This is a genomic window from Microbulbifer donghaiensis, from assembly GCF_900129095.1.
Classification (GTDB): domain Bacteria; phylum Pseudomonadota; class Gammaproteobacteria; order Pseudomonadales; family Cellvibrionaceae; genus Microbulbifer; species Microbulbifer donghaiensis.
Window position 1 is genome coordinate 342,271 of record NZ_FQVA01000003.1, and the last position, 23,402, is coordinate 365,672.

Sequence of the window (23,402 nt, forward strand, 5' to 3'; positions counted from 1 at the left end):
CTCTCCACCCTTCCCTTATTCACCGCGCTTGCGCACATCGGACAGCAGGCCGGCGAGGCTCGCCGCCTTGGGCTTGACCAGCCAGAACTTGCTCAGGTAGTCATCGAAGTTGTCCAGCAACTCCGCGCCCCACTCGCTGCCGGTTTCCGCGGCGTACTCCTCGATCACCTCGCGCAGGTGACTCTGGTAGGGTTCCAGAGACTCACTGCTGATACGGCGCAGCTCGATCAGCTCGTGGTTGCATTTGTCGAAGAAATTGCGCTTCAGGTCCAGCACATAGGCGAAGCCACCGGTCATACCAGCACCGAAGTTGTAGCCGGTACTGCCGAGTACCGCGACTAGACCACCGGTCATATATTCACAGCAGTGATCACCGGCGCCTTCCACCACCGTATAGGCGCCGGAGTTCCGCACGGCGAAGCGCTCACCGGCACGTCCCGCGGCAAACAGCTTGCCACCAGTGGCACCGTAGAGGCAGGTATTGCCAATAATGCTGGTGTCCTGGGAGGCAAAGGCGCTGTTTTGCGGCGGGCGTATCACCAGCTTGCCGCCGGCCATACCCTTGCCGACATAGTCGTTGGCATCGCCCTCCAGGTACATTTCCAGGCCGCCCGCGTTCCAGACGCCAAAGGACTGGCCGGCGACCCCTGTCAGGTGCAGTTTCACCGGCGCATCCACCATGCCCTGGTTGCCGTGGCGCTTGGCGATCTCGCCGGAAAGGCGCGCACCGATGGACCGGTCGCAGTTGGTGACCCGGTAGCTGTAGTCACCGCCGGAAAGATGCTCGATCGCCGGCAGAATCTCCGCCACCATGCGCTCAGCCAGCTCGCCCTTGTCCCAGGGCTCATTCTTCGGCAACTGGCAGGTCTGCGGTTTGCTATCCAGCAGCGCATCAGTGTGCAGCAGCGGCGACAGATCCAGCTTCCTGTGCTTGTCGGTCTCGCCTTCGAGCACACGCAACAGATCCACGCGCCCGACCAGCTCCTCGATGGTGCGCACGCCGAGACGCGCCATCCACTCGCGGGTCTCTTCGGCGACAAAGCGGAAGAAGTTCATCGCCATCTCCGCCGTGCCGATATAGTGCTCGTCACGCAGGTCCTTGTTCTGGGTCGCCACACCGGTGGCGCAGTTGTTCAGGTGGCAGATGCGCAGGTATTTACAGCCCAGCGCCACCATCGGCGCCGTACCAAAACCGAAGCTCTCGGCGCCGAGAATGGCCGCCTTGACCACATCCAGGCCGGTCTTCAGGCCGCCGTCGGTCTGCACCCGCACCTTGTCGCGCAGGTCGTTGGCGCGCAGTGTCTGGTGGGTTTCCGCCAGGCCCAGTTCCCACGGCGAACCGGCATAACGGATCGAGGTGATCGGGCTGGCCGCGGTGCCACCGTCATAACCGGAGATGGTGATCAGATCGGCATAGGCCTTGGCCACACCCGCGGCGATGGTGCCGACACCCGGGCGCGATACCAGCTTCACCGATACCAGCGCGTCCGGGTTGATCTGCTTGAGGTCATAGATCAGCTGCGCCAGGTCCTCGATCGAGTAGATATCGTGGTGCGGAGGCGGCGAGATCAGAGTCACACCGGGCACCGAGTAGCGCAGGCGCGCGATCAGGTCGTTGACCTTGCCACCCGGCAGCTGGCCGCCTTCGCCGGGCTTGGCGCCCTGGGCAATCTTGATCTGCAGCACCTCGGCGTTGACCAGGTAGTGCGGCGTCACGCCAAAGCGGCCCGATGCCACCTGTTTGATTTTGGAGACCTTGTCGGTGCCGAAGCGCGCGGGATCCTCGCCGCCCTCGCCGCTGTTGGAGCGGCCGCCGAGGCGGTTCATGGCCTGGGCCAGGGATTCGTGCGCTTCTGGCGACAGGGCACCGAGCGACATGGCGGCGGAGTCGAAGCGGCGTAGGATATTCTCCGCCGACTCAACCTCCTCCAGCGGAATCGGCTCCAGGCCCTCTTTGAAATCGAGCAGATCGCGCAGTGTCGCCACCGGGCGTCGATTCACCAGCTCGGAGTAATCGCGCCAGGCGGAGTAGTCGCCGGTGCGCGCGGCACGGCGCAGGGTATCCACCACGTCTGGATTAAAGGTGTGGTACTCCTGCCCGTAGACAAACTTGTGCATGCCACCCGGGGAGACCGGCTTGCGCGGCTTCCAGGCGAGATTGGCGCGCGCGGCCATGTCCCGCTGCAGCTCGGCGAAACCGGCGCCTTCGATGCGGCTTGGCGCACCGGGGAAACACAGGTCGACCACTGGCTGCGCCAGGCCGACCAGTTCAAACAGCAGTGCACCGCGGTAGGAGGCAACAGTGGAAATACCCATCTTGGACAGGATTTTCAACAGGCCCTTGATGATGCCGTTGCGGTAATTTTTCTGCGCCTCGGCCGCGTCGAGCAACAGCTCGCCGGTCTCGATCAGGTGGTTGATGATGCTGTAGGAGAAATAAGGGTGCACCGCAGTAGCACCGACACCGATGAGACAGGCCAGCTGGTGGGCATCGCGGGCACTGGCGGTATCTACCACGACGTTGGAGTCGCAACGCAGGCCGGCGTGTACCAGATGGTGGTGCACCGCGCCGGTGGCGAGCAGCGCGTCGATCGGCAGTCGCTCCTCGCGAATATTGCGGTCGGACAGCACCACGATTACGGTGCCGGCGCGCACGGACGCCTCGACATCGGCGCAGAGCTTTTCGATTGCGCTTTTTAGGTCCAGCTGCGCCGGGTCGAAGTTGAGGTCGAAGATCTTCGCCTCAAACCCGGGGCGATCCAGTTCCAGCAGCGCCGTGTACTTCATGTGGGACAGCACCGGCGACGACAGGATCACCCGGTCGGCGTGTTCCGGCGTCTCCTCGAAGACCGATTTCTCCCGTCCGAGACAGGTCTCCAGCGACATCACCACCGTCTCCCGCAGCGGGTCGATCGGCGGATTGGTCACCTGGGCGAACTGCTGGCGGAAGTAGTCGAACAGCGAGCGGTTGTGGCGCGACAGTACCGCCATCGGCGTGTCATCGCCCATCGAACCGACGGCTTCCTGACCGGCCTCGGCCATCGGCCGCACGACCCTGTCGCGCTCTTCGAGCGAGGAGCTGAACAACTTCTGGTAGACCTTGAACTGTTCATAGGAGAAGTTGTTGTCCACCGGTGCCGTCACCAGCGTGGAGCGAATGCGGCGCGCCTTGTCCTTCAGCCAGCGCTTATAGGGCTGGGAGCGCTTGAGCATATTGTCGATGTCGGCGGTGTGATGCAATTTGCCCTCGCGGGTATCCACCGACAGCATCTGACCCGGTCCCAGGCGCCCCTTGGCCACGACATCTTCGGGCGCGTAGTCGTACACGCCGATTTCCGAGGCGACGGTAATGACATCATCCTTGGTGATTACCCAGCGCGACGGACGCAGGCCGTTGCGGTCGAGCGTACAGACGGCATAACGGCCATCGGTCATCACCAAACCGGCGGGACCATCCCACGGCTCCATATGCATGGAAATATATTCATAGAAGGCGCGCAGATCGGCATCCATATCCTCGACGTTCTGCCAGGCCGGCGGTACCAGCATGCGCACGGCGCGGTGCAACTCCATGCCACCGGCAGTCAGCATTTCCAGCATATTGTCGAGGCTGGAGGAGTCCGAGCCCTCGCGATTTACCAGCGGCGCCAGTTCGGCCAATTCCGGAATCAGGTCGGTGGCAAATTTGCTCGTGCGCGCCACCGACCAGTTGCGGTTACCGGTGATAGTGTTGATCTCGCCGTTGTGGGCGAGCAGGCGAAACGGCTGCGCCAGTGGCCAGCGCGGCATGGTGTTGGTAGAGAAGCGCTGGTGGAACACGCAGATGGCGGTTTCCAGGCGCGGATCGGCCAGCTCCGGAAAAAATTTCGGCAGGTCGGAGGGGATCATCAGTCCTTTGTAGGACAACACGCTGGTGGAGAGACTGGCGATATAGACGTCCGCCCCCAGCTGCTGCTCAGCCCTGCGGCGGGCCACGAAAAGACGCGCATTGAACCTGGCCTCACCGAGCGGCTGCTCCGCATCGTTGACGAGGAGGTGTTCGAATCGCGGCAGCGACTCCCGCGCGATCGGGCCGAGGCACTCGGGATTGGTTGGCACCGCGCGCCAGCCGGCCACACGCAGCCCCTGGGCCTGCAGTTCGCGCTCGAGAACCTCGCGCGCAGACTGCGCTGCCGTCTCATCCAGCGGCAGCATGATGGCGCCCACGGCATAGGCATCTGTCAGATCCACGCCGAGCAAGTCGCGGGCTTCGGCGCGCAGAAAGGCGTCAGGTTTCTGCAGCAGCAGGCCGCAACCATCGCCGGTCTTACCGTCGGCGGCGATGCCGCCACGGTGCGTCATACAGGTCAGGGACTCAATGGCCGTCTGCACCAGCTTGTGGCTGGCCTCGCCTTTCAAGTGCGCGATCAGGCCAAATCCGCAGTTGTCCTTGAACTCATCCAACCGATACAGACCGCTACCCATAGAATTCCTCATCGTTATCGTTTGGGGGGGACCCGACACGAGCGCTCTTGCCGTGTTTTGGGGGAGGCCGGAGTCATCGCGATGCGCTGCACACTTCCGTACCCCAGACAAAAAAAGCCCGCATGCGGGGCTTTTTTTTGTTTTTCTTGGACTTGTTATGCCCCTCGAATTTTCCAAGGGGGCGGGCAATACTACTTGTGACGCACTGCAATTGCAAGATTTGACAGATATATCGTCTGCCTACCCGGCAAAAAACCGACTTATCTTCTTGCGGCGAACGTTTTTGTTAATTGATCCTCCGTTTGCTTAGATTGTGATGCAGCGCATCACACGGCACCGCAGTGTCTCAGTGCCTGCTCGATCAGTGCCTTTGGCGTATCGTCGACGACCTGCGCGTCTCCCAGCGCTCTCAGCAAGACCAGCCTCAGGCGGCCATCCACTATTTTCTTGTCAACGGCCATCGCGTCAAGAAACTCTCCTGTCAACATGCCCGCAGGCGCTGCCTGTGGCAATCGCGCCGCCTCCAGCAACACGCGGATACGATCTATCAGCCCGGCATCGATAGCGCCACGCAACCGCGAGAGTTCTGCCGCCATGACCATCCCGGCAGCAACCGCCTCGCCGTGCAGCCAAGCGCCGTATCCCTGTACGGCTTCGATTGCATGGCCGAAAGTGTGGCCGAAATTCAGTATGGCCCGCCGCCCGGACTCCCGTTCATCCTCTGCCACGACGGCGGCCTTGTCGCGACAGCTGCGATCGACCGCATAGGCGAGGGCCTGCGGATCGCGCGCCATGAGTCTTGAGATATTGCCCTCCAGCCAACAAAAGAATGTCTCGTCGCAAATTAGGCCGTACTTGATCACCTCTGCGACTCCCGCCGAAAACTCGCGTTCCGGCAGTGTTGTCAGCGTAGCCATATCGGCCAGGACGACACGCGGCTGGTAGAAGGCGCCAATCATATTTTTGCCAAGGGGGTGATTGACGCCGGTTTTGCCGCCGACAGAAGAATCGACCTGGGCAAGCAAAGTTGTCGGTATCTGCACAAAGTCGACACCCCGCTGGTAGCAGGCCGCGGCAAAACCGGTCATATCGCCGACCACGCCGCCGCCGAGGGCAATCAGCGTGGTGCTGCGGTTGTGGCGACGCTCGAGCAGGAGGTCAAAGATGCGATTGACGGTGTCGAGTGTCTTGAAGGCTTCGCCATCCGGAAGCTCGATGGTGTCAACCTTGTCGAAATCCGCCAACGCTGCGAGCAGCTGCGGCAGATACAGGGGCGCAACCGTTTCGTTGGTCACCACACAGACCTGGCGGCCGCGGATATAGGGAAGGAGATTCTGCGGATCGCCCAGAAGTTGCGACCCGATGACGATGGGATAGCTGCGCTCCCCCAATTCCACATTCAGGCAGTGCACGACGCCCTCCTTGCTGGCCAAACTTGAACTTCAATTGCGCGCATCGATATAACCGACACGAACCGAAGCGCACTTTAGCACACAGTCGCAGGACGGCTATTGAGTGGCGGGGTCCCGAGACAGGCGTTCGACGACCATCTGTGCAGCCTGCTTGGGGGTACAGTGGTCGGTATCGCAGATAATATCCGCGACTTCGCGATAAAGCGGATCGCGCTGCTCCAGCAGCTCGATGATGCGCGCCCCCGGGTCCGCCACATTCAGCAGCGGGCGATTGCTGTTTTTCGAGGTGCGCTCAAGCAATTGATCGGCACTCGCCTGCAGATACACCACCAGACCATATTTCCGCAAGCGCTGGCGATTCTCTTCCAGAAGCACAATGCCACCACCGGTGGCAATCACCTGGGTCGGCCCAAGGCACAGATCCCGCAAGACTTCACTTTCGCGCCGGCGGAAGCCGGCTTCGCCTTCGACGTCAAAAATCCAGGGAATGTCGGCACCGGTGCGGTCTTCGAGGACCTTGTCGGAATCGGCAAAAGGCAGCTGTAACTGCGCCGCCAGCAACTTGCCGATGGTGGACTTGCCGGCCCCCATGGGGCCGACAAGGAAGATGGAGCGACTGATCACTTACCGTAGTAGATCTCTTCATCCATGATGCGCGGGGTGATGAACATCAGCAACTCGCGCTTGTCGTCATTGCGAACGGTATTCTTGAACAGGTTGCCGATGTAGGGGATATCTCCAAGCAGCGGAATCTTGGTCTCACCCTCGATTACCTGACTCTCGAAAATGCCGCCCAACACGATGGTTTCACCGTTGCGCACCAGCACCTTGGTTTGTAGCGCATTGATATTGATCGAGGGAATCTGGCTGCCGGTGGCCAGGTCGGTAAACAGTTCACCGACGCTGTTCTGCTCGATGTTCAACGCCATAATGATGTTGTTGTCCGGCGTGATCTGCGGAACAACATTCAGCTCCAGCACGGCCTCGCGGAAGGTCACCGAGGCTGCACCGGATGAGGTCGCTTCCAGATAAGGAATCTCCACACCGGACTGGATAGTAGCCTCCTGCTTGTCGCCGGTGACCACCTTGGGCTGGGAGACGATTTCCGCCTTGCCCACATCCTCCAGCGCGGAGAGCTCGAGACCCAAGTACAGGTTATCTTTCAGGATGGCATAGGCGACGCTACCGGCCGGGTTGGCAACACCCAGGTCGACCAGCGGCGAATCGTGAAAACTGACCGGCGAAGACACGCTGGGTACAGAGCCATTGCCAATTACCGGGCCACCATCTTGGGTACCGGAGCCAATGCCGATCTTGTCGGGATCGATCTGATGGCTCTCGGTGTAATTCCAGCGAACACCCAGTTCCCGCGCAAAGTCGGTATTGGCATTGACGATACGGGCCTCGATCATCACCTGGCGAATTGGGATATCGATGGCCTCGATCAATTCGCGGAACTGGGCGATCTTCTCCTCGGTATCCGTCAGGATAATGGTATTGGTTCGCTCGTCGACAATGGCACTGCCCCGCGCAGACAGAATGCTGCGCTCGCTCTGATCTTCGCGGCCACCGGCAAAACTGCCCTGGCCGGCACCACCACCGCCCTGACGGCCGGAGAACAGGGTGAACAGCTCACGCGCATCCGCATAGCGCACATGGATATATTCGGTGCGCAGCGGCGCCAGCTCTTCCAGCTGCCTGCGCGTCTCCAGCTCCTGGCGCTCGCGCTCGGCAATTTCAGCCGCCGGCGCCACCATGATCACATTGCCCTCCTGACGCTTATCGAGACCCTTCGCTTTCAGGATCAGCTCCAGCGCCTGGTCCCAGGGCACGCCGTCCAGGCGCAGGGTGATGCGGCCCTGCACGGTATCACTGGCGACGAGGTTCAGGTCGGTGAAGTCGGCAATCAGCTGCAGCACCGAGCGCACTTCAATATCCTGGAAGTTCAGCGACAGTTTTTCACCGCTAAACTGGAACTCTTTTTGCTTTTCGCGCACTTCCGCAACCGACAGAGGTTTTACGCTCAGCACATATTCGTTGTCCGCCTGATAGGCCAGATAGTCGTAGTCCGTTCCGGCTGGGTCCACGGAAATCACGGTGTTGCGGCCATCGTAATCGACAGTAATCGCTTTCACCGGTGTGGCGAAGTCGGTGACATCCAGGCGCTGACGCAACGAGTCAGGCAGCTCGGCACCGAGGAAGGTCAGGAAGATCTTGCCCTTGGTGCGCTCGACATCGATATTTACCGCGGGATCGGTCAGGCTGACAATCACCTTGCCTTCGCCACCCTCGCCGCGACGGAAATCAACGTTGCTGACGGCGACGCTGCCGGCTGCGCGGAACTGCTTTTGCCCGCCCAGATTCAGACCCTTGTCATGGGTCGCTTTCGTCGGCGCTGCGGCTACGGAAGCGGTGGTCGCCGAATCGGCACCGATTTCCAGCACTACCTGATTGCCCTTGCGCTCACTGGTGTAGACCGGCAACTGATCCAGATTGACGATCAGGCGGGTGCGGTCCTCGCTGGACACGATAACCGCGCTGCGAGCACCGCCGATTCCCAGGGAATATTTCTTCTGGGGCAGGGCACTCTCGACGCCGGCAAAGTCCATCACGATTCGCGCCGGCTGCTCGATGGTGTAGCCAGTGGGCTCCGGAGGTACGTCACTGAAGGTCAGCCGCAGCTGTACGCGACTGCCCGGCAGCTCGGAGAACTGGATGTCATTCAGCTGATTGGCCTGTGCCAGCAATACCCCAGGCATCAATGCCAGACCCAGCAACAATACCCGCATGGGAGCCATTACTTTGGCGAGTTGCTTGTTGATCATTATCGGTTGTCCTTCTCTTCCAAAGTCAGTGCCCGCGGCCGCTCGATCCAGCCACCGGTGCCATCCGGTACGATTTCCAAAACGTCGAGTTGTGCAGAGGTGGCATTCACCACCCGCCCATGATTCTTACCGACAAAATTGCCGATGGTGATTCGGTGAATACCGCCTTCGCCGTCGTCGATCAGCGCCCACAGCTGACCGCCTCGCGACAAAGTGCCGACCATGGCCAGCGCATCAAAATTGTACCCTTCCAGCAGTTCACGCTGGCGATTCAGGTCTGGAGCCACATCCAAGCGGCGGCCGACTATACGCTGATCGGATTCCAGTATCGGGCGAGAAAACGGGCTGCGCTTTGCCGCGGCGCTGTAGACATAAGGGCTATACGGCGTAAATGTCGGGATTGGTTCAATCTGCCCTTTGGGCTTATGTTTCACCGCGGCCATTTTCTGCCGCAGATCGCTATGACTGCCATCTATGCTGCAACCGGCCATAGCCACGAGCGCCGACAGAAGAGCTATGTACCTGATCATCCCTCTTCTCCCTGATCCTTGTAGCGGTACGTCTTGGCATTAATCACCATACTTAACAGCGCGCCATTCTTGCCACTATTAATATCGAAATCGTGCAGTGTCACGATACGCGGCATACCGGCAATACCGCTGACGAAGGCGCCGAACTCGTGGTAACCGCCTTCCACTTCAATTCGAATCGGCAGCTCCACATAGAACTCGCCAACCTGCTCATTTTCCAGGGCAACCTTTTGAATCGTGAGGCCGCTGCCGCGACCAAACTCATCGATGTCTTCGAGTAGTCCGGGTACCTCGGTGTCCTTGGGCAACTGCTTCAAGAGCGCGCCGAAGGTTTCCTCCATTTCCGCCAGCTGTTCGCGGTAAGCGTCCAGGTTCGCGGCTTCAAAAGATTTTTTCTCGAAGGTTGTAAAGAGTTCCTTTTCTTTATTGGCGGCAAACTCCAACGTCTGATAGCGATCGCCGATCAGGAAGTAATAACCACCGCCGACCAATACCGCAGCGATCACAATCAATAGCGCGATTCGGCCGGCAAGCGGCCAGACACCAACGCGCGAGAAATCGATATCGTTGATATCGAGTTCATTCAATTTCTTGAGCGTATCCTCCAGAGCCATGGTCAGGATCCTTTAATTAAGCGCGTCAGCTTGTTCTTCTTCATCTTTTTTGCGCCCGCTGACGTTTACAGTCAATTGGAAGGCGCTGGCCTGTTCGCCGAACTCCGGCTTGGCGGTAACTCCAGTAAGATTTGGAGATTCGTACCATTCGGATTGGTCCAGATTGCGCATAAACGAAGACACGCGATTGTTGGACTCCGCAACACCGGCCACTTCCACGGATTTACCGCGTCGCTTCAGACTGGTTAGCCAGAGCCCCTCTGGAGCCGACTGCACCATCTCATCGAAATAGCGCACAGTCAGCGGACGGTTGCCCTGCAGCTCCTGAATGACTCGCATGCGGTCGATCAGCTCCTGTCGACGCTTCTTCAGGTCCTTGATTTCCCGCACTTGCTTGTCGAGCGCCGCTATCTCTGTCTGCAGCAGCTGGTTGCGCTCATTCTGGTTGGCGATCTGACCGTCCACTGCCTTCATCCACAGGAATGTGGATATTGCGGCCGCGATCACCACCAATACGGCAACCTGCTGGAATTCTTTTTGCTTCTGCGCACGGTACTCCTGGCGCCATGGCAAGAGGTTAATCTTGGCCATATCAGTACTCCTTCTCGCGCATAGCCAGCCCCGCGGCAATCATCAGGGACGGCGCTTCGGTGGCCAGCGCCTGGCGGTTGACCCGCGAGGCCACCGCCATATCCAGGAACGGATTGGCAATGACCGTGGGCTTGTTAAGTTTCTGGCTGACCAGATCTGCCAGGCCATCCATTGCTGCCACACCACCGCCCAGCAATATGTAATCGACATCGCTGTAGGAGGTGGAGGAATAGAAGAACTGCAGGGAACGCGTGACCTGCTGGACTACCGCGTCGCGGAAGGGCTCCAGCACCTCGGGGTAGTAATCGTCCGGCAGCCCGCTGCCACCCTGGCGCTTGGCCAGCCCGGCCTCTTCTGCCGACAGGCCATAGCGGCGCTGGATTTCGTCAGTCAGCTGGCGACCCCCGAAAAGCTGCTCGCGGGTGTACACGGTCTTGCCGTCCACCAAAACGGAGAGGGCACTCATGGTCGCGCCGATATCGATGACAGCCACCACCAGCTGCTCCTGGGGCGGAAACTGGCGTTCCAGCAGGGTATAGGCGCGCTCTATGGCGTAGGCTTCCACATCAACCACCGCTGGCTGCAGATCTGCATCGGTGATGGCGGACACGCGCTGCTCAATGTTCTCGCTGCGACATGCCGCCAGCAGAACCTCCATCTGGCCCTCGCCCTTTTCCGACGGCCCCTGAACTTCAAAGTCCAGATTCACCTCGTCCAGCGGGTAGGGGATGTACTGGTCCGCCTCGAGCGCAATCTGCGCCTCCAGGGCGTCCTCGGAGAGATCGGCCGGCATTTCCAGGGTCTTGGTAATGACCGCTGAGCCGGATACCGCGACCGCCGCCTGGCGCAGGCGCGTCTTGGAACGGCGCACCACCTTGCGAATCGCTTCCGCGGTGGCACCCACATCATTGATATTCTTATCTACCACCGCATTCGGAGGCAGGGGCTCCACGGCGTAACATTCAACCCGGTATTTGTCGCCATTGCGACTTAGCTCCAGCAACTTAACGGCTGTAGAGCTAATATCGAGTCCCAGCATGGCCTTAGGGCCTTTGTTGAGAAAAGGGAGCATCCCCATTTTTCTTATCTTTTCCGTGGGTTATGAGAGTTTGATGTTATAGCACTTTAAATTACAGCTGCAACCGGCAATTGCATAGGTATCAGCGCACAATATTCGTATAATTATTCACCTGACCTTATAAAGACGTACACAGAAGCATTTCCATGACCGAAAAAGCCCGCAATCGCCTGCTTTCATTGCTCTGGCTTGGCCTCGCCGGGGCCGCAGCTGCAGCCATGGCCTTTGCCAGCATCTATCTCTACCTGAAGCCCGGCCTGCCGTCGGTCGACAGTCTGCGCGACATACGGCTACAGACCCCGCTGCGGGTCTACTCGCGGGATATGAAGCTGATCGGGGAGTTCGGTGAGAAACGGCGGAACCCCATCACCATTGAACAGACGCCGGAGCAGTTTATCAAGGCCGTGCTGGCCGCCGAAGACGCGGGATTCTACTCCCATAACGGCGTTTCGATTAAAGGGCTAATGAGAGCTGCCTCACAATTACTGCAAAGCGGCTCTATCCAGTCCGGTGGCAGCACCCTGACCATGCAGGTGGCGCGCAACTTCTTTCTGAGCCGCGAGCAGCGTTTCGTACGCAAGTTCAACGAGATTTTGCTGTCGCTGCAGATTGAGCAAGAGCTCTCGAAAGACGACATTCTCGAACTCTATATCAACAAGATATTCCTCGGTAATCGCGCTTACGGATTTCAGGCCGCCGCGCACGTCTATTACGGCCGCGACATCAATGAGCTGAATCTGGCGCAATGGGCGATGATGGCCGGCCTGCCGAAGGCACCGTCCACGTACAACCCGCTTGCCAACCCTACCCGCGCACTGGTCCGCCGGAACTGGATCCTGAAACGCATGCTGGAGCTGGGCTATATCGACCAGGACGAGTACAAGAATTCTATTACCGCCCCGGTCACAGCCAGCTACCACGGCCGAGATCTCGACCTGGACGCTCCCTATATCGCCGAAATGGCGCGCAAAGAGGCCGTAGAGCTCTTTGGCGACAGCGCCTACACCGACGGCTACCAGATCATCACGACCGTGGACAGCAAGCTGCAGGACGCGGCACGCAAGGCTCTGCAGCACGGCCTCGAGACCTACGATGCCCGGCACGGCTATCGCGGTCCCGAGGAGCGCCTGGACCCGCAACTGCTGGAAGACAGCGACCAGCTGGTCGATCTGCTCAATGAAATCCCCATTCTCGGTGGGTTGGAGCCCGCCGTGGTGACCGCCGTCGAGGCCCAGCGGTTACAGGTGCAGCTGCGCGATCGGCGCGTCGTCGAGATCGCCTGGGAAAACGGGCTGGAGTCCATCCGCCCGTATATCTCAGAAAATGCCCGCGGGCCGCGACTGCAGTCCGCCGAGGAGATGTTTGCGCCGGGCGACATAGTGCGTTTGCGCCGGGTGGAGGTCACCGGTAATGAGACTGCCGCAGACGCGACCGAGGGCCTGGCCGAGAACGCCACACCAGGGCCCGACCCTTTTGCGGATCCGGGTGAGGCTAGCGTGGACAGTGCCGATGCCCAGGTACGCGAGGAGTGGCATATTTCCCAGGTACCGGCGGCGCAGGGCGCCCTGGTATCACTGGCCCCGGAAGACGGCGCTATCCGCGCTCTGGTGGGCGGCTATGACTTCCGCCAGAGTCACTTCAACCGCGTTACCCAGGCGGCTCGCCAGCCCGGCTCCAACTTCAAGCCGTTTATTTACGCCTCGGCGATCGAAAAGGGCTACACCGCAGCGAGCGTCATCAACGATGCTCCAATCATTTTCGAGGAAACCAACCTGCAGGACGTCTGGCGCCCTGAAAACGACGGCGGCACCTTCCTCGGCCCGACCCGGCTGCGGGAAGCCCTGTACAAGTCACGCAACATGGTCTCCATTCGCCTGCTGCAGGCCCTGGGCATCGATTATGCGCTCGGTTTTACAGAGCATTTCGGCTTCGAGCGCAGCAAGCTGGCGCGAAACCTGACAATCGCCCTCGGCAGTTCGGCGCTGACGCCACTGGAAATGGTGCGCGGATACGCCGCATTTGCCAACGGCGGCTTCCGCGTCGAGCCCTACCTGGTCGACAGGGTGCTGGACGTGTACGGCGAGCCCGTCTACCAGGCGCTGCCGCTGACGGTTTGTCACGACTGCCCGGAGCCCGGTAGTGAACCGCTCAGCCGCGAACCGCTGGATCTGGCGGATCTGCAAATGGAGGCAAGCGCGATGGAGCCGGGCGAAGAACCGGTGGAGCTGCGCACCCTGGCTGTGGGCCCCCTGGATGATACCGCCGAACAGGCGCGCCCGCGCGCGCCGCGCGCCATGTCGGCCCAGACCGCCTATATCATGGACTCCATGCTGAAGGACGTGATCAAGAAGGGCACCGGCCGCAAGGCGCTCGCCATGAAGCGTGGCGATATCGCCGGCAAGACCGGCACCACCAACGGCCCGCGGGACGCCTGGTTCTCGGGCTACAGTCCCTATTTGGCCACCAGTGCCTGGGTGGGTTTCGACAGTAACGGGGAACTCGGCAAGAACGAGTACGGCGGCTCCGCGGCACTGCCGATCTGGATCGATTTCATGACTACCGCACTGGAAGGCCTACCCGAGCGCCACCTGGCGCAGCCGGACGATATCGTGACCGTGCGCATCAACCCGCGTACCGGGCTGCGGACATCCAGCGGCGGTATGTTTGAGATTTTCCGGGCAAACCAGGTGCCAGGTCGCGGGACATACAGCTCCTATCAGCCGGCCTACTCTGACGACAGAGGCGACACGCCGCAGGACGACCAGTCAAACGAATCCCTGCCGGAAGAGTTGTTCTGACGCTCTGTCTGCACAATTTGCGACGAAAAAAACGGGGCCATTTGGCCCCGTTTTTTTCGGTCTTTATCGGCGCTCACCGCCGCCGGCAAGTACAGGTAACTAGCGCTGACTGCGGTATTCGAGACAGGCCCGCTCGAGTTCGGACAAATCGGGAATGACGGCCTCCTCTCCGGAAAGCGCCACATGCATCAACTCGCCCTGCTGACAGGCCTGGGAGCGCTCGCTGAGCTCATCCGGCGTGACACGCACCAAGCGCGGGGTGCCCTGCAATACCAGGGCGAAGAACGGCAAGTCCCCCTGGGGATTACCGCTGCTGAGGACAGCGATGCGTCCGGACTCACTGGTGACAGTCAATGGCTGGCCTCGCATGACTTCATACGACAACAGCGGCAAACGCTGTTCCCGCCAGTTCAGCTCACCCAGGTACCAGGGCGGCGCATCGTAAGCGGCCACCGGCGTCTGTATTGCAATCACCTCAGACAGGGTGTCCACCGGCACCAGCAACTGGCCATCCGCCAAAGGCAGCAGCAGGCTGCTGACTTCCCGCGGGACATCTACTGGCAGTGCTTCGAGTCCACTCATCGCCAATCTCTTTTGCATTTACAGCCCGCAACAACTTGCCCGGGCACGTTTACTATCACTAGCCGCCGACAGCCGACTCACCGGTATATTCACGGATGGCCGCCAACAGCACCTCTTCCTGGTAGGGCTTACCGAGGTAGTGGTTCACACCCAGTGACATCGCGTGATCCCGGTGTTTCTTACCGGTACGCGAGGTGATCATCACGATCGGGATATCCCGCAGGCGACTGCTGGAACGAATATGACGTGCCACCTCGAAGCCGTCCATGCGCGGCATTTCGATATCCAGCAGAATCAGGTCGGGAATCTGATCCTGTAATTGGATCACCGCATCCTGGCCGTCTTTGGCCGTAGTGACCAGATAGCCTTCCCGTTCCAGGAAGCGGGACGTCACCTTGCGCACGGTGACCGAATCGTCCACCACCATTACCGTCTGCTGGCGCTCCTGCGGCTGCGGCTCCGGGCTGGCCTCCAATTGCAGCACCGGCACTTCCGGGCGCGCCAATTGGGCGGCCTGGCGGCGCAACAGCGCGTGGGCATCGAGAATCACCACCACGGTGCCATCACCTGTCACCGTCGCGCCGGAAACACCCTGCACACTGGCAAACTGCGGCCCCAGGCTCTTCACCACGATTTCGCGGCTGCCCATGATCGCATCCACCTGCAGCGCCATCGCGTGGCCCTCGGAGCGCACCAGCAACACCGGTAGCTGCATATCCTCGACACTCAGCTTCGGCTGCGCCTGGGACTGCAACAGCGTGCCAAAGTAACTCACCTGATACGGCTCGCCGGCATATTCGAAGCGGGCGTCACTGGAGCGGTAGTAGTGCTCCAGCTCAAACGGGCTCAATCGCACGATGCCCTCGATGGTGTTCAGCGGCAGTGCGAACAGGTCCTCACCGATCTTCACCATCAGTGCGCGGTTGACCGATACCGTAAATGGCAGGCGCACGACAAACTCGGTACCGAGACCCGCCTGCGAATTGATATGTACGGAGCCGCCGATCTGCTTAATCTCGGCAGACACCACGTCCATACCGACACCGCGGCCGGAAATCTGCGTGACCTTGTCTGCGGTACTGAACCCCGCCTGCAGGATGAACTGCATAATCTCGTTGTTGGAGAGTTCGGCGTCCGGGCGCATCAGGCCATTCTCAATTGCCTTCTCGCGCACTCTCATCAGATTGATACCGGCGCCATCATCACTGATATTGAGCACTACCTCGCTGCCCTCGCGCGCCAGCACCACATTGATGCGGCCGCGCTCCGGTTTGCCGGCAGCGATACGCTCGGCGGGCATCTCGATACCGTGGTCCACCGCGTTGCGCAACATATGCTCCAGTGGCGCCACCATCCGTTCGAGCATGGATCTGTCCAGCTCGCCCTCGACATTGGAGAACACCAGATCAACCTGCTTGCCCAGCTCAGCGCTTACCTGGCGCACGATGCGGCGCAAGCGCGGTACGAGACGGGAGAAGGGCACCATGCGGCTGCGCATCAGGCCTTCCTGCAGCTCGGTATTTACCCGCGACTGCTGCAACAACAGCGTCTCGGTATCCCGAGTCTTGTTACCGAGGGTGGAGCGCAGTTCCATCAAGTCAGAAGTCGACTCCAGCAATGAGCGGGACAGCTGCTGCAGGGACGAGTAACGGTCCATCTCCAGCGGATCGAAGGAGTCCTCCTGCTCCGCGAGCTGTTCCTGGCGGAACAGGATCTGGGCCTCTGTTTCCGCATCCAACCGGCGCAGCTGCTCATTCAAACGATGTAGCGTCGCATCCATTTCATCGAGTGCGAAGCCGAACTCACTTACCTGTTCCTCGAGGCGGCCACGGGAGATCGAAGTCTCGCCGGCGAGGTTTACCAGTTCCTCGAGCAGCTCGGCCGCCACCCGCACCATTTCCTGGGGCTGGCCCCTTGCAGGGCCGGCGGAATCACGCGCACCGACGCGGTTGTCCTTGCGAATAAACGGCAGCACATTGCTGCCCGCTTCCGTGGCAGGAGTGGCCTGAACCGGTTCCGGCAGCTGGGCGGCGGACTCAAAGTCGGGTTCGCCGCTATCCTCGGCCTCATCCCGTACGGACAGCTCTTCCGTCACCAGCTCAAATTCGGCATCGGCACCGAATTCTGCAGTCGTCGGCAGGTCCCGCGACTCGATACCGTAGTCCACCGGATTGGCATCTTCGGCCAGCTGCTCGTCTGCCCAGTGCGCACTGAGGAGCTGTGTAAACGCCTCGAGCTGGTCGCCGCTCATCCAGGCCCGCACCGTCTCGACGCCACCGGCAATGCGATCGTAAATCGCGTGGGCGTCGGCAAAAAATTCTGCCGATGGCTGTGCGCTACCCTGCATTCCCTCGATCACCGTTTCGAAACGGTGCGCCACTTCACCCAGCCCCATAAGGCCGGCCATCCGGGCACCGCCCTTGAAGGTGTGCAGAACCCGCTTCAGGGCCTCCGCCTGACTGCGGTCGTCGGGAGCCTGCTCCCAGGTCTGGATCAACTCTTCCAGCTCGTCGGTCAGGTCACCGGCCTCCTCCATAAACACATCGACCACGTCCGGATCGATATCCGCCAGGAGTTTCTGCAGGTCAACATCACCGGAAGCAACCGTTGCGGCTTCGGCAAACTCGTCCGGCGAGGCCTCGGCAACCACCTCGGATATCGCCGGCACATCAATCCAGTCGGCCGCAACGTCTGCCGTGATTTCTTCCGGAGTTTCGGCGGCCGGCAGTTCGATCCCGGCGTGCTGCTCAGCCTGCACCAGCTCACCAAAGCTGAGCGCGCCGAAGTGAGATTCCTCCGCGCCACCGGGTTCCACCGCATTCTCGTCGGTAGTTGGCAGGTCGGCACTGTCTATACCGAGTTCGGACCAGTCGTAATCGTCCTCCTCGCTCGGGGCGCTCTCCCCCTGTGCCAGATAGCGCAGCGCTTCGCCGACAGCTTCACTGACCTCGGGCAGGTCCTGGGCCGCCGCGACAGCGTCGACAAGGTCGAGCAATTCGTTGTGGCCCTGCTCCAGCGCAGCCCACAGTGCGGGCTCTTCTTCGAGCGAGCCGTCAATTACCCTGCGATAGACATCGAACAGCAGTTGCGACAATTCAGCCAGCGTCGGCAGTTGCGCGCGGCTGGCCGCCTCCTGAAGCACATGCAGTTCCTCGGCCACCGGCATCAGCAACGATTTGTCACCCGGTTGCGCGCGCCACTGGCTGAGCATCTGATCCGCGTCCAGCAACACCTTCATGCCGTCCGCCATGATCACTGCCAACAGCGCTGGATCGACCGCCCTGGGTTCGTTGGCCTCGCGCTCGCGGATCAGGTGGCCGACGGCACGCTCTTGGAGTTCCGCGACGCGGGCGAGGAACTGTTCGGATTTTTCGATCGCCAGCTCGTCGCCGGCCCGGATCTGCTGCAGTACTTCGCGCACATAATCAGCCGCATCGCTGATCAGTTCGTAGATATCTGCATCAATCGGCACTTGATAAGTGCGCAGTTCCTTGGCGAAGCGCTCCAGTGGCGTCACCAGTTGCGCCACCACGGTAACTTCCGCCATATGCGCGGAGCCTTTCAGGGTGTGCAATGCGCGGTGCAATGGATCCGAGGGCACACCGTACAGCGGCGCCGCGGCGCGCATGTCGGCGAGGAACTCTTCTACCGTCGCCAGGTGGGTTTCCGCTTCCTGCGCGAAGATTTCCCACAGCTGATCGTTGTCTTCGCCCTCGAAAACCTCTTCCGGTTCTGCCGGTGCGACTGCCAGAGTATCCGTCTTGGATTCGGCCATCAGTTCCGCAGGCACCTCACCGCGGGACAGCTGCTGAGCCCAATCTTGCAGCTGCGCCGTTCTTTCCGGGTCCGGGTCGCCTGTGCGCAGACGGAAGCCTTCAATCATGGACGGCAGTTTTTGCCGCACCTGTTCGACCAGTTCAGCATGCGCGCGCTGGGGTTTGACGGTCTCGTCGAGCACCCGGTTGAGCATGTTTTCCACGGCCCAGGCAAGCTCGCCGACTTCGAGTGCCTCGACCATTCGGCCTGAACCCTTCAGGGTATGGAAGCCGCGCCGGAATTCTGTCAACGCTTCCTGATTGGCAAAGTTGGCAGCCCACTCGGGGAAGTATTGGCCGATGGTTTCAAGAACCTCTTCCGCCTCCTCGAGAAAAATCTCGATGATCTCGTCATCAATCAGGCTGTCGTCGTCTTCGACGATGGTCGGCTCGGAGAGCTCTCCGACTGCCGCCACCGGCTCACTTTCTGGCACTTCGGATTCAGTGCTCGGCGCTTCCGCCTCGGCATCGTCTGTGCGAGCAGTAGCGACCGCGCTGGACGCCGCCAATTCGGCCACGTCAAACCAGCTGTCTTCTTCGGAAGGCGCTACCGGCTGGCTGCCGGCTGGCGTAGCAGTCTCTTCCTCGTCGGCAATACCGCCATCCAGAGTAAAACCATCCAGGACTGCCGCTTCATCCGCGGCACTGTAGCCGGGGCGGTCGTCGCCCGCGGAGCCATCGGCAGCTGTGGCAGCCGCCACCAGGCTCTCGTCGGTGACCGCGAATCCCAGGGTGGCGACACTGTCCTCGGCCAGCGCCAACAACATATCGGCATCTTCGATACCGTCGGCACGGCGCTCCAGGTAATACTCGACACTGGTAATGGCATCGGCCAGGGTATCCAGCAGCTTCCATTCCGGCTGCTCGGCCGCATCGATCAACTGCTCGGAGATATAGCGCCTGCAGGCCCCGACGATTTCACTGGCGCGGCTGTAACCGACCATTTCCAAGCCACCGCAGACTTCCTGCAGCCGCTCCGGAACCCGGTTCAGGTAACTGACATCCCAGTGGCTGGCGATGTACTCCACCACCGCCTCTTTCACGGACTCCAGCCCCAGGCGCGCCTCACGTAAAACCGTATCGGTCGCATCGCCCATCAGCGGCTGGTCGCTGTCCACCGCCTTGTTGCGCGTCACGCTGGCGGCCAGTGCGGAATCCAGCTGGACCAGCTCTCCCGCCGCAACCATCAGCAGCTCGTCGACGTCGCCGCCGCGGGCCGCATCGCGCAGACATTCATAGATGCCGCGGGCGCGACCGCGCTGGCTTTCCAGACCGAGTACGCCGAGGGTATCCGCCAACCGCTTGGCAATGGCGGCGGTATCGGACAGCGGCGCCCGTTCTGCACCGGCAGTGCCCGGCTCGAGCGCATCGCGCACCAACTGCAATTCCTCGCGCAGCGCCACCACGGCCGTGCCCAGCGCTTCGGGGCCCATAGCCAGTGCATCTTCGGTATCCGGTCGTGGAGTACCCGGTACCGCCCTGTCGAGTGCAAACTGCTGATAAAGGGACTGGCAGCGGGCTCCGCTGGGGCCGGCGAGATATACATAGAAAAGCAGGTTGCGCACCAGGTTGCGATCCAGCCCGGCGTCCAGCACTTTGGCGCCGCGCCCCTGCAACAGGCGGAACTCCACATCGACGCGACGCAACAGCTGGCGCAGTGCCGGCAGGACGCTGATACGGTGCTCGCCGATAGCCTCGAAGAGGCCAAGCAGAATCTGCCACAACGGCTGACGTACGCTGCCGCTGTACAGCAGCGACATCTTTTCAGTCACCTTGACCAGGTAGGCCAGACTTTCACCGCTGTTGACATCGCGAATCAGGCCAGCGCCCGCGACGTGGTACATCTTACGCAGCTTGCCGACCAGATCCTGCAGCTTGGCATTGTCGGCGGTCAGCGGTTGGCGCTTGCCGTTGGCGATAGTCAGCGGAGAAAGATCCGGGGAAAAAAGCGCGCCCTCGGTGATCAGTCGCTCACGGCGAACCGCGCGAAGGTCGTTTAGCAGGGGCAGCAGCAGCACCGCATTGTCGCGGCGCTGGAACGAGACTTTTTCCAGATACAGCGGCAGCTCGAGCAGAGCGCGCATGAGGAATTCACGGGTTTCGTCACTGTTCTCGACTTCACCGCTGGCCAGTGCCTGCACTAGCTGCTCCATCTCCTCTGCGAGCATGGCGGCGCCCGTGAGCTCGGCCATATGCAGGCTGCCGTGTACCTGGTGGATCAATTCCAGGCAGCTCTTCAACGGTGCCGTGTCCGCGGCGGAATCTGAGGCGAAGGTTTCCAGCAGCTGACGCGCCTGCGCCAGCGTCTCGTTGATTTCGCCCGTAAGCCAGTCCAGGGCCAGGAAGTTCGGATTGTCGTGACTCACGCCAAGTCCTCAGTAATTCACTCTGTACGCGGGCACAATACTCCCGGTGCGGCTTTGTATTCCGCCAGATCCGGAAGGTACTCCGTGCGCCGTCATCAGCCCGGTATCACGCCGTTCGCACCGGGCATCGAACACGCTTGCGCGGATCAGGCCAGGGCCCGGTCGTCGCGCTTCTCGAGACCAGTCGCCTCATCGCCATCCAGCAGCGGGAAATCGTCGTCACCCACTTCCGGCAACTCGACATCGTACAGATCGCCACTCTCCTCAACGGCCTCTTGTTCCGGCAGTTTGAAGCCGGCAACGGATTCACGCAGGGCGTTGGCGGTTTTGGCGAGGTTACCAATGGATTGGGCGGTGGCCTGGGTACCCGCAGAGGTCTGCGAGGTGATCTCCTGAATCACGTTCATCGTGTTGGAGATGTGGCCCGCGGACGAAGCCTGCTGGCGTGCCGCGTTGGAGATGTTCTGAATCAAGGATGCCAGGTTGGTCGATACCGTTTCGATCTCTTCCAGGGCAACACCCGCGTCCTGGGCCAGACGGGCACCGCGCACCACCTCGGTGGTGGTCTGTTCCATCGACACAACCGCTTCGTTGGTGTCTGACTGAATCGCTTTTACCAGGCCTTCAATCTGCTTGGTCGCCGCGGCGGAGCGTTCCGCGAGGCGCTGTACCTCGTCCGCTACCACCGCGAAGCCGCGACCGGCGTCACCGGCCATACTCGCCTGAATGGCAGCGTTAAGGGCCAGGATGTTGGTCTGGTCGGCAATGTCGTTAATCAGGCTTACGATGTCACCAATCTCCTGGGAGGATTCACCCAGTCGCTTGATCCGTTTGGAGGTGTCCTGGATCTGCTCGCGGATGGTATCCATGCCCTTGATGGTGTTCTGTACCACCTTGGCACCATTGCTCGCGATCTGTACCGAGCGCTCCGCTACCTGGGCCGATTCGGCGGCGTTCGCAGAAACCTGGTCGATGGTCACCGCCATCTCGTTCACCGCCGCGGATGCGCCGGCAATTTCCTGGGCCTGGTGCTCGGAGGCCTCGGCCAGGTGCAGGGCGGTCTGCTGGGTTTCCTGGGACAGGCCCGATACTTCCTGGGCCGCGCCGTTAATCCGCGATACCAGGACCCGCAGCTGGTCGATCGTGTAGTTGATGGAGTCGGCGATCGCACCGGTAAAGGCTTCGGTTACCGTCGCGGAGGTGGTCAGGTCACCGTCCGCGAGATCGGCCAGCTCATCCAGCAGCTGCATAATGGCCTGCTGGTTGCGCTCGTTGGTGTCGGACTCTTCACGCAGGCTGCGGCGGGTACCGGAGAAAGCCGCGATCATCATGCCGAAGATCAGAAGCACGAACACACCGGCAATAATTGCGATCGTCTGGTTGTTCGGCTGACGTTCGCCGGAGAGGCTTACAATACGGTCATTCAGGGTACTGAGAGATTCCAGCAGCTGCGGTGACGACGCGATGATGCCGTCGGCAGCCTGGCGGGTGGCGAACAGCGCCGGGGTCGCCTCGAAGATCTCGCGCACTGAAGAACTTACGAACTCAAACAGCTCGGTAATTTCGTCCAGGGATTCGCGGGCCTCTTCATCGGTCACGCGGGAGATCCCCATGACCACGTCACCGCCCTTCATGCCCTCTACGACTTTACCGAACAGGCTGGCGTCGGTGTTGAACTGGTCCGCGGCAGATTCGGCGTCATCACCGCCCTGCAGCATCTTGTCGATATTTCGCCCGATGCGCTCCGCGCGCCACACCTGCAGCTGGGCCTGTTCCACCTGGTTGGCCGGCGCGTTGTTGGCCAGCAGGATTTCCACGATGTTGTTGTGCTCTGCCTGCAGTTCCGGCAGCGAGTCATTCAGGGTACTCGCCACATCGTTCAGGAAGATAATCGAGTCTTTGTTGCCTAGGATCGTATCCGCCTGTTCGCGCACCTGGCGCCAGATCTGACCGTAAGCCGCCAGTTCCGATTCGAGTGCGCGACGGGAGCTCGCATCCGCTCCCTGCAGCTGGTTCCAGGTGCTGGCCATCTGGCCGATTACCTTTTCCAGCTCGGCAAAAGCCTCTTCATCACCGGCGGTCGCTGCCGGCGCGTGTGACACCACCTGATAGGAGAGAGCGCGAAGTTCTGCGATTTGCTGCAGATACTCTTTATCGCGATCGCCCTGGGTCTGCACCAGGTAGATACTGACAATCAGCCCCGCCAGCGTGGCGAGTACCAGCAGACCCATAAACAACGCTGCAGGGTTACTGCGCAGCGCGGAAAAGGAACTCTGGGAGCCTGTTTTCATAATTTACTCCTGGCGGACCTGTGCATCAGGCCAATT

General features: G+C 60.9%; 12 protein-coding genes. 1 reads left to right on the forward strand and 11 read right to left on the reverse strand.

The genetic code is table 11. The annotated features are described in order from the left end of the window. Positions 1 to 15: 15 nt before the first annotated feature. The 8 genes from gltB to BUC36_RS13540 all read right to left on the reverse strand — a co-directional run bounded on the left by gltB (position 16) and on the right by BUC36_RS13540 (position 11,514). Positions 16 to 4,464 (reverse strand): glutamate synthase large subunit, encoded by a 4,449-nt coding sequence (gene gltB / locus BUC36_RS13505; RefSeq protein WP_073276018.1) that lies wholly within the window; start codon positions 4,462 to 4,464, stop codon positions 16 to 18. A 326-nt stretch (positions 4,465 to 4,790) separates the two neighbouring features. Continuing rightward, on the reverse strand, positions 4,791 to 5,876 hold the full coding sequence (gene aroB, locus BUC36_RS13510) for a 3-dehydroquinate synthase (RefSeq protein ID WP_073276176.1): 1,086 nt from the start codon (positions 5,874 to 5,876) through the stop codon (positions 4,791 to 4,793). A 96-nt stretch (positions 5,877 to 5,972) separates the two neighbouring features. Next, positions 5,973 to 6,497, reverse strand: a complete 525-nt coding sequence (aroK, locus tag BUC36_RS13515) for a shikimate kinase AroK (RefSeq protein ID WP_200797281.1) — start codon at positions 6,495 to 6,497, stop codon at positions 5,973 to 5,975. Continuing rightward, on the reverse strand, positions 6,497 to 8,701 hold the full coding sequence (pilQ, locus tag BUC36_RS13520) for a type IV pilus secretin PilQ (protein WP_073276022.1): 2,205 nt from the start codon (positions 8,699 to 8,701) through the stop codon (positions 6,497 to 6,499). Before pilQ ends, aroK begins: the two co-directional genes overlap by 1 nt. Further along, complete coding sequence (locus BUC36_RS13525; RefSeq protein WP_073276024.1) at positions 8,701 to 9,231, reverse strand: pilus assembly protein PilP; 531 nt, start codon at positions 9,229 to 9,231, stop codon at positions 8,701 to 8,703. Before BUC36_RS13525 ends, pilQ begins: the two co-directional genes overlap by 1 nt. Further along, complete coding sequence (locus BUC36_RS13530) at positions 9,228 to 9,845, reverse strand: type IV pilus inner membrane component PilO (RefSeq protein WP_073276027.1); 618 nt, start codon at positions 9,843 to 9,845, stop codon at positions 9,228 to 9,230. The genes BUC36_RS13525 and BUC36_RS13530 overlap by 4 nt, the downstream gene beginning before the upstream one ends. 12 nt (positions 9,846 to 9,857) lie before the next feature. Then, positions 9,858 to 10,436: a PilN domain-containing protein gene (locus tag BUC36_RS13535; protein ID WP_073276029.1), complete on the reverse strand. Its 579-nt coding sequence runs from the start codon at positions 10,434 to 10,436 to the stop codon at positions 9,858 to 9,860. A gap of 1 nt (position 10,437) precedes the next feature. Then, positions 10,438 to 11,514 (reverse strand): pilus assembly protein PilM, encoded by a 1,077-nt coding sequence (locus tag BUC36_RS13540; RefSeq protein ID WP_073276031.1) that lies wholly within the window; start codon positions 11,512 to 11,514, stop codon positions 10,438 to 10,440. A 146-nt stretch (positions 11,515 to 11,660) separates the two neighbouring features. On the opposite strand from BUC36_RS13540, the gene BUC36_RS13545 reads away from it, so the two are divergent. Next, the gene (locus BUC36_RS13545) at positions 11,661 to 14,312 is read left to right on the forward strand and encodes a penicillin-binding protein 1A (protein ID WP_073276033.1); all 2,652 of its coding nucleotides are present in this window, start codon (positions 11,661 to 11,663) and stop codon (positions 14,310 to 14,312) included. Between the two features lie 99 nt (positions 14,313 to 14,411). Here the strand turns inward: BUC36_RS13545 and BUC36_RS13550 are convergent, their stop codons facing one another. The 3 genes from BUC36_RS13550 to BUC36_RS13560 form a co-directional block, all read right to left on the reverse strand. Next, positions 14,412 to 14,894: a chemotaxis protein CheW gene (locus BUC36_RS13550; protein WP_073276035.1), complete on the reverse strand. Its 483-nt coding sequence runs from the start codon at positions 14,892 to 14,894 to the stop codon at positions 14,412 to 14,414. A gap of 58 nt (positions 14,895 to 14,952) precedes the next feature. After that, the gene (locus BUC36_RS13555) at positions 14,953 to 21,075 is read right to left on the reverse strand and encodes an Hpt domain-containing protein (RefSeq protein ID WP_073276037.1); all 6,123 of its coding nucleotides are present in this window, start codon (positions 21,073 to 21,075) and stop codon (positions 14,953 to 14,955) included. 146 nt (positions 21,076 to 21,221) lie between these two features. After that, entirely contained in the window at positions 21,222 to 23,366 is a 2,145-nt protein-coding gene (locus BUC36_RS13560; protein WP_073276039.1) for a methyl-accepting chemotaxis protein, read from the reverse strand. Positions 23,367 to 23,402 lie beyond the last annotated feature (36 nt).

What these genes read in the sequence shown, in the direction of transcription:
- gltB (WP_073276018.1), bottom strand. Translation starts at nt 4,464, where the DNA reads ATGGGTAGCGGTCTGTATCGGTTGGATGAGTTCAAGGACAACTGCGGA.
- pilQ (WP_073276022.1), bottom strand. Translation starts at nt 8,701, where the DNA reads ATGATCAACAAGCAACTCGCCAAAGTAATGGCTCCCATGCGGGTATTG.
- BUC36_RS13525 (WP_073276024.1), bottom strand. Translation starts at nt 9,231, where the DNA reads ATGATCAGGTACATAGCTCTTCTGTCGGCGCTCGTGGCTATGGCCGGT.
- BUC36_RS13530 (WP_073276027.1), bottom strand. Translation starts at nt 9,845, where the DNA reads ATGGCTCTGGAGGATACGCTCAAGAAATTGAATGAACTCGATATCAAC.
- BUC36_RS13535 (WP_073276029.1), bottom strand. Translation starts at nt 10,436, where the DNA reads ATGGCCAAGATTAACCTCTTGCCATGGCGCCAGGAGTACCGTGCGCAG.
- BUC36_RS13540 (WP_073276031.1), bottom strand. Translation starts at nt 11,514, where the DNA reads ATGGGGATGCTCCCTTTTCTCAACAAAGGCCCTAAGGCCATGCTGGGA.
- BUC36_RS13545 (WP_073276033.1), top strand. Translation starts at nt 11,661, where the DNA reads ATGACCGAAAAAGCCCGCAATCGCCTGCTTTCATTGCTCTGGCTTGGC.
- BUC36_RS13550 (WP_073276035.1), bottom strand. Translation starts at nt 14,894, where the DNA reads ATGAGTGGACTCGAAGCACTGCCAGTAGATGTCCCGCGGGAAGTCAGC.
- BUC36_RS13560 (WP_073276039.1), bottom strand. Translation starts at nt 23,366, where the DNA reads ATGAAAACAGGCTCCCAGAGTTCCTTTTCCGCGCTGCGCAGTAACCCT.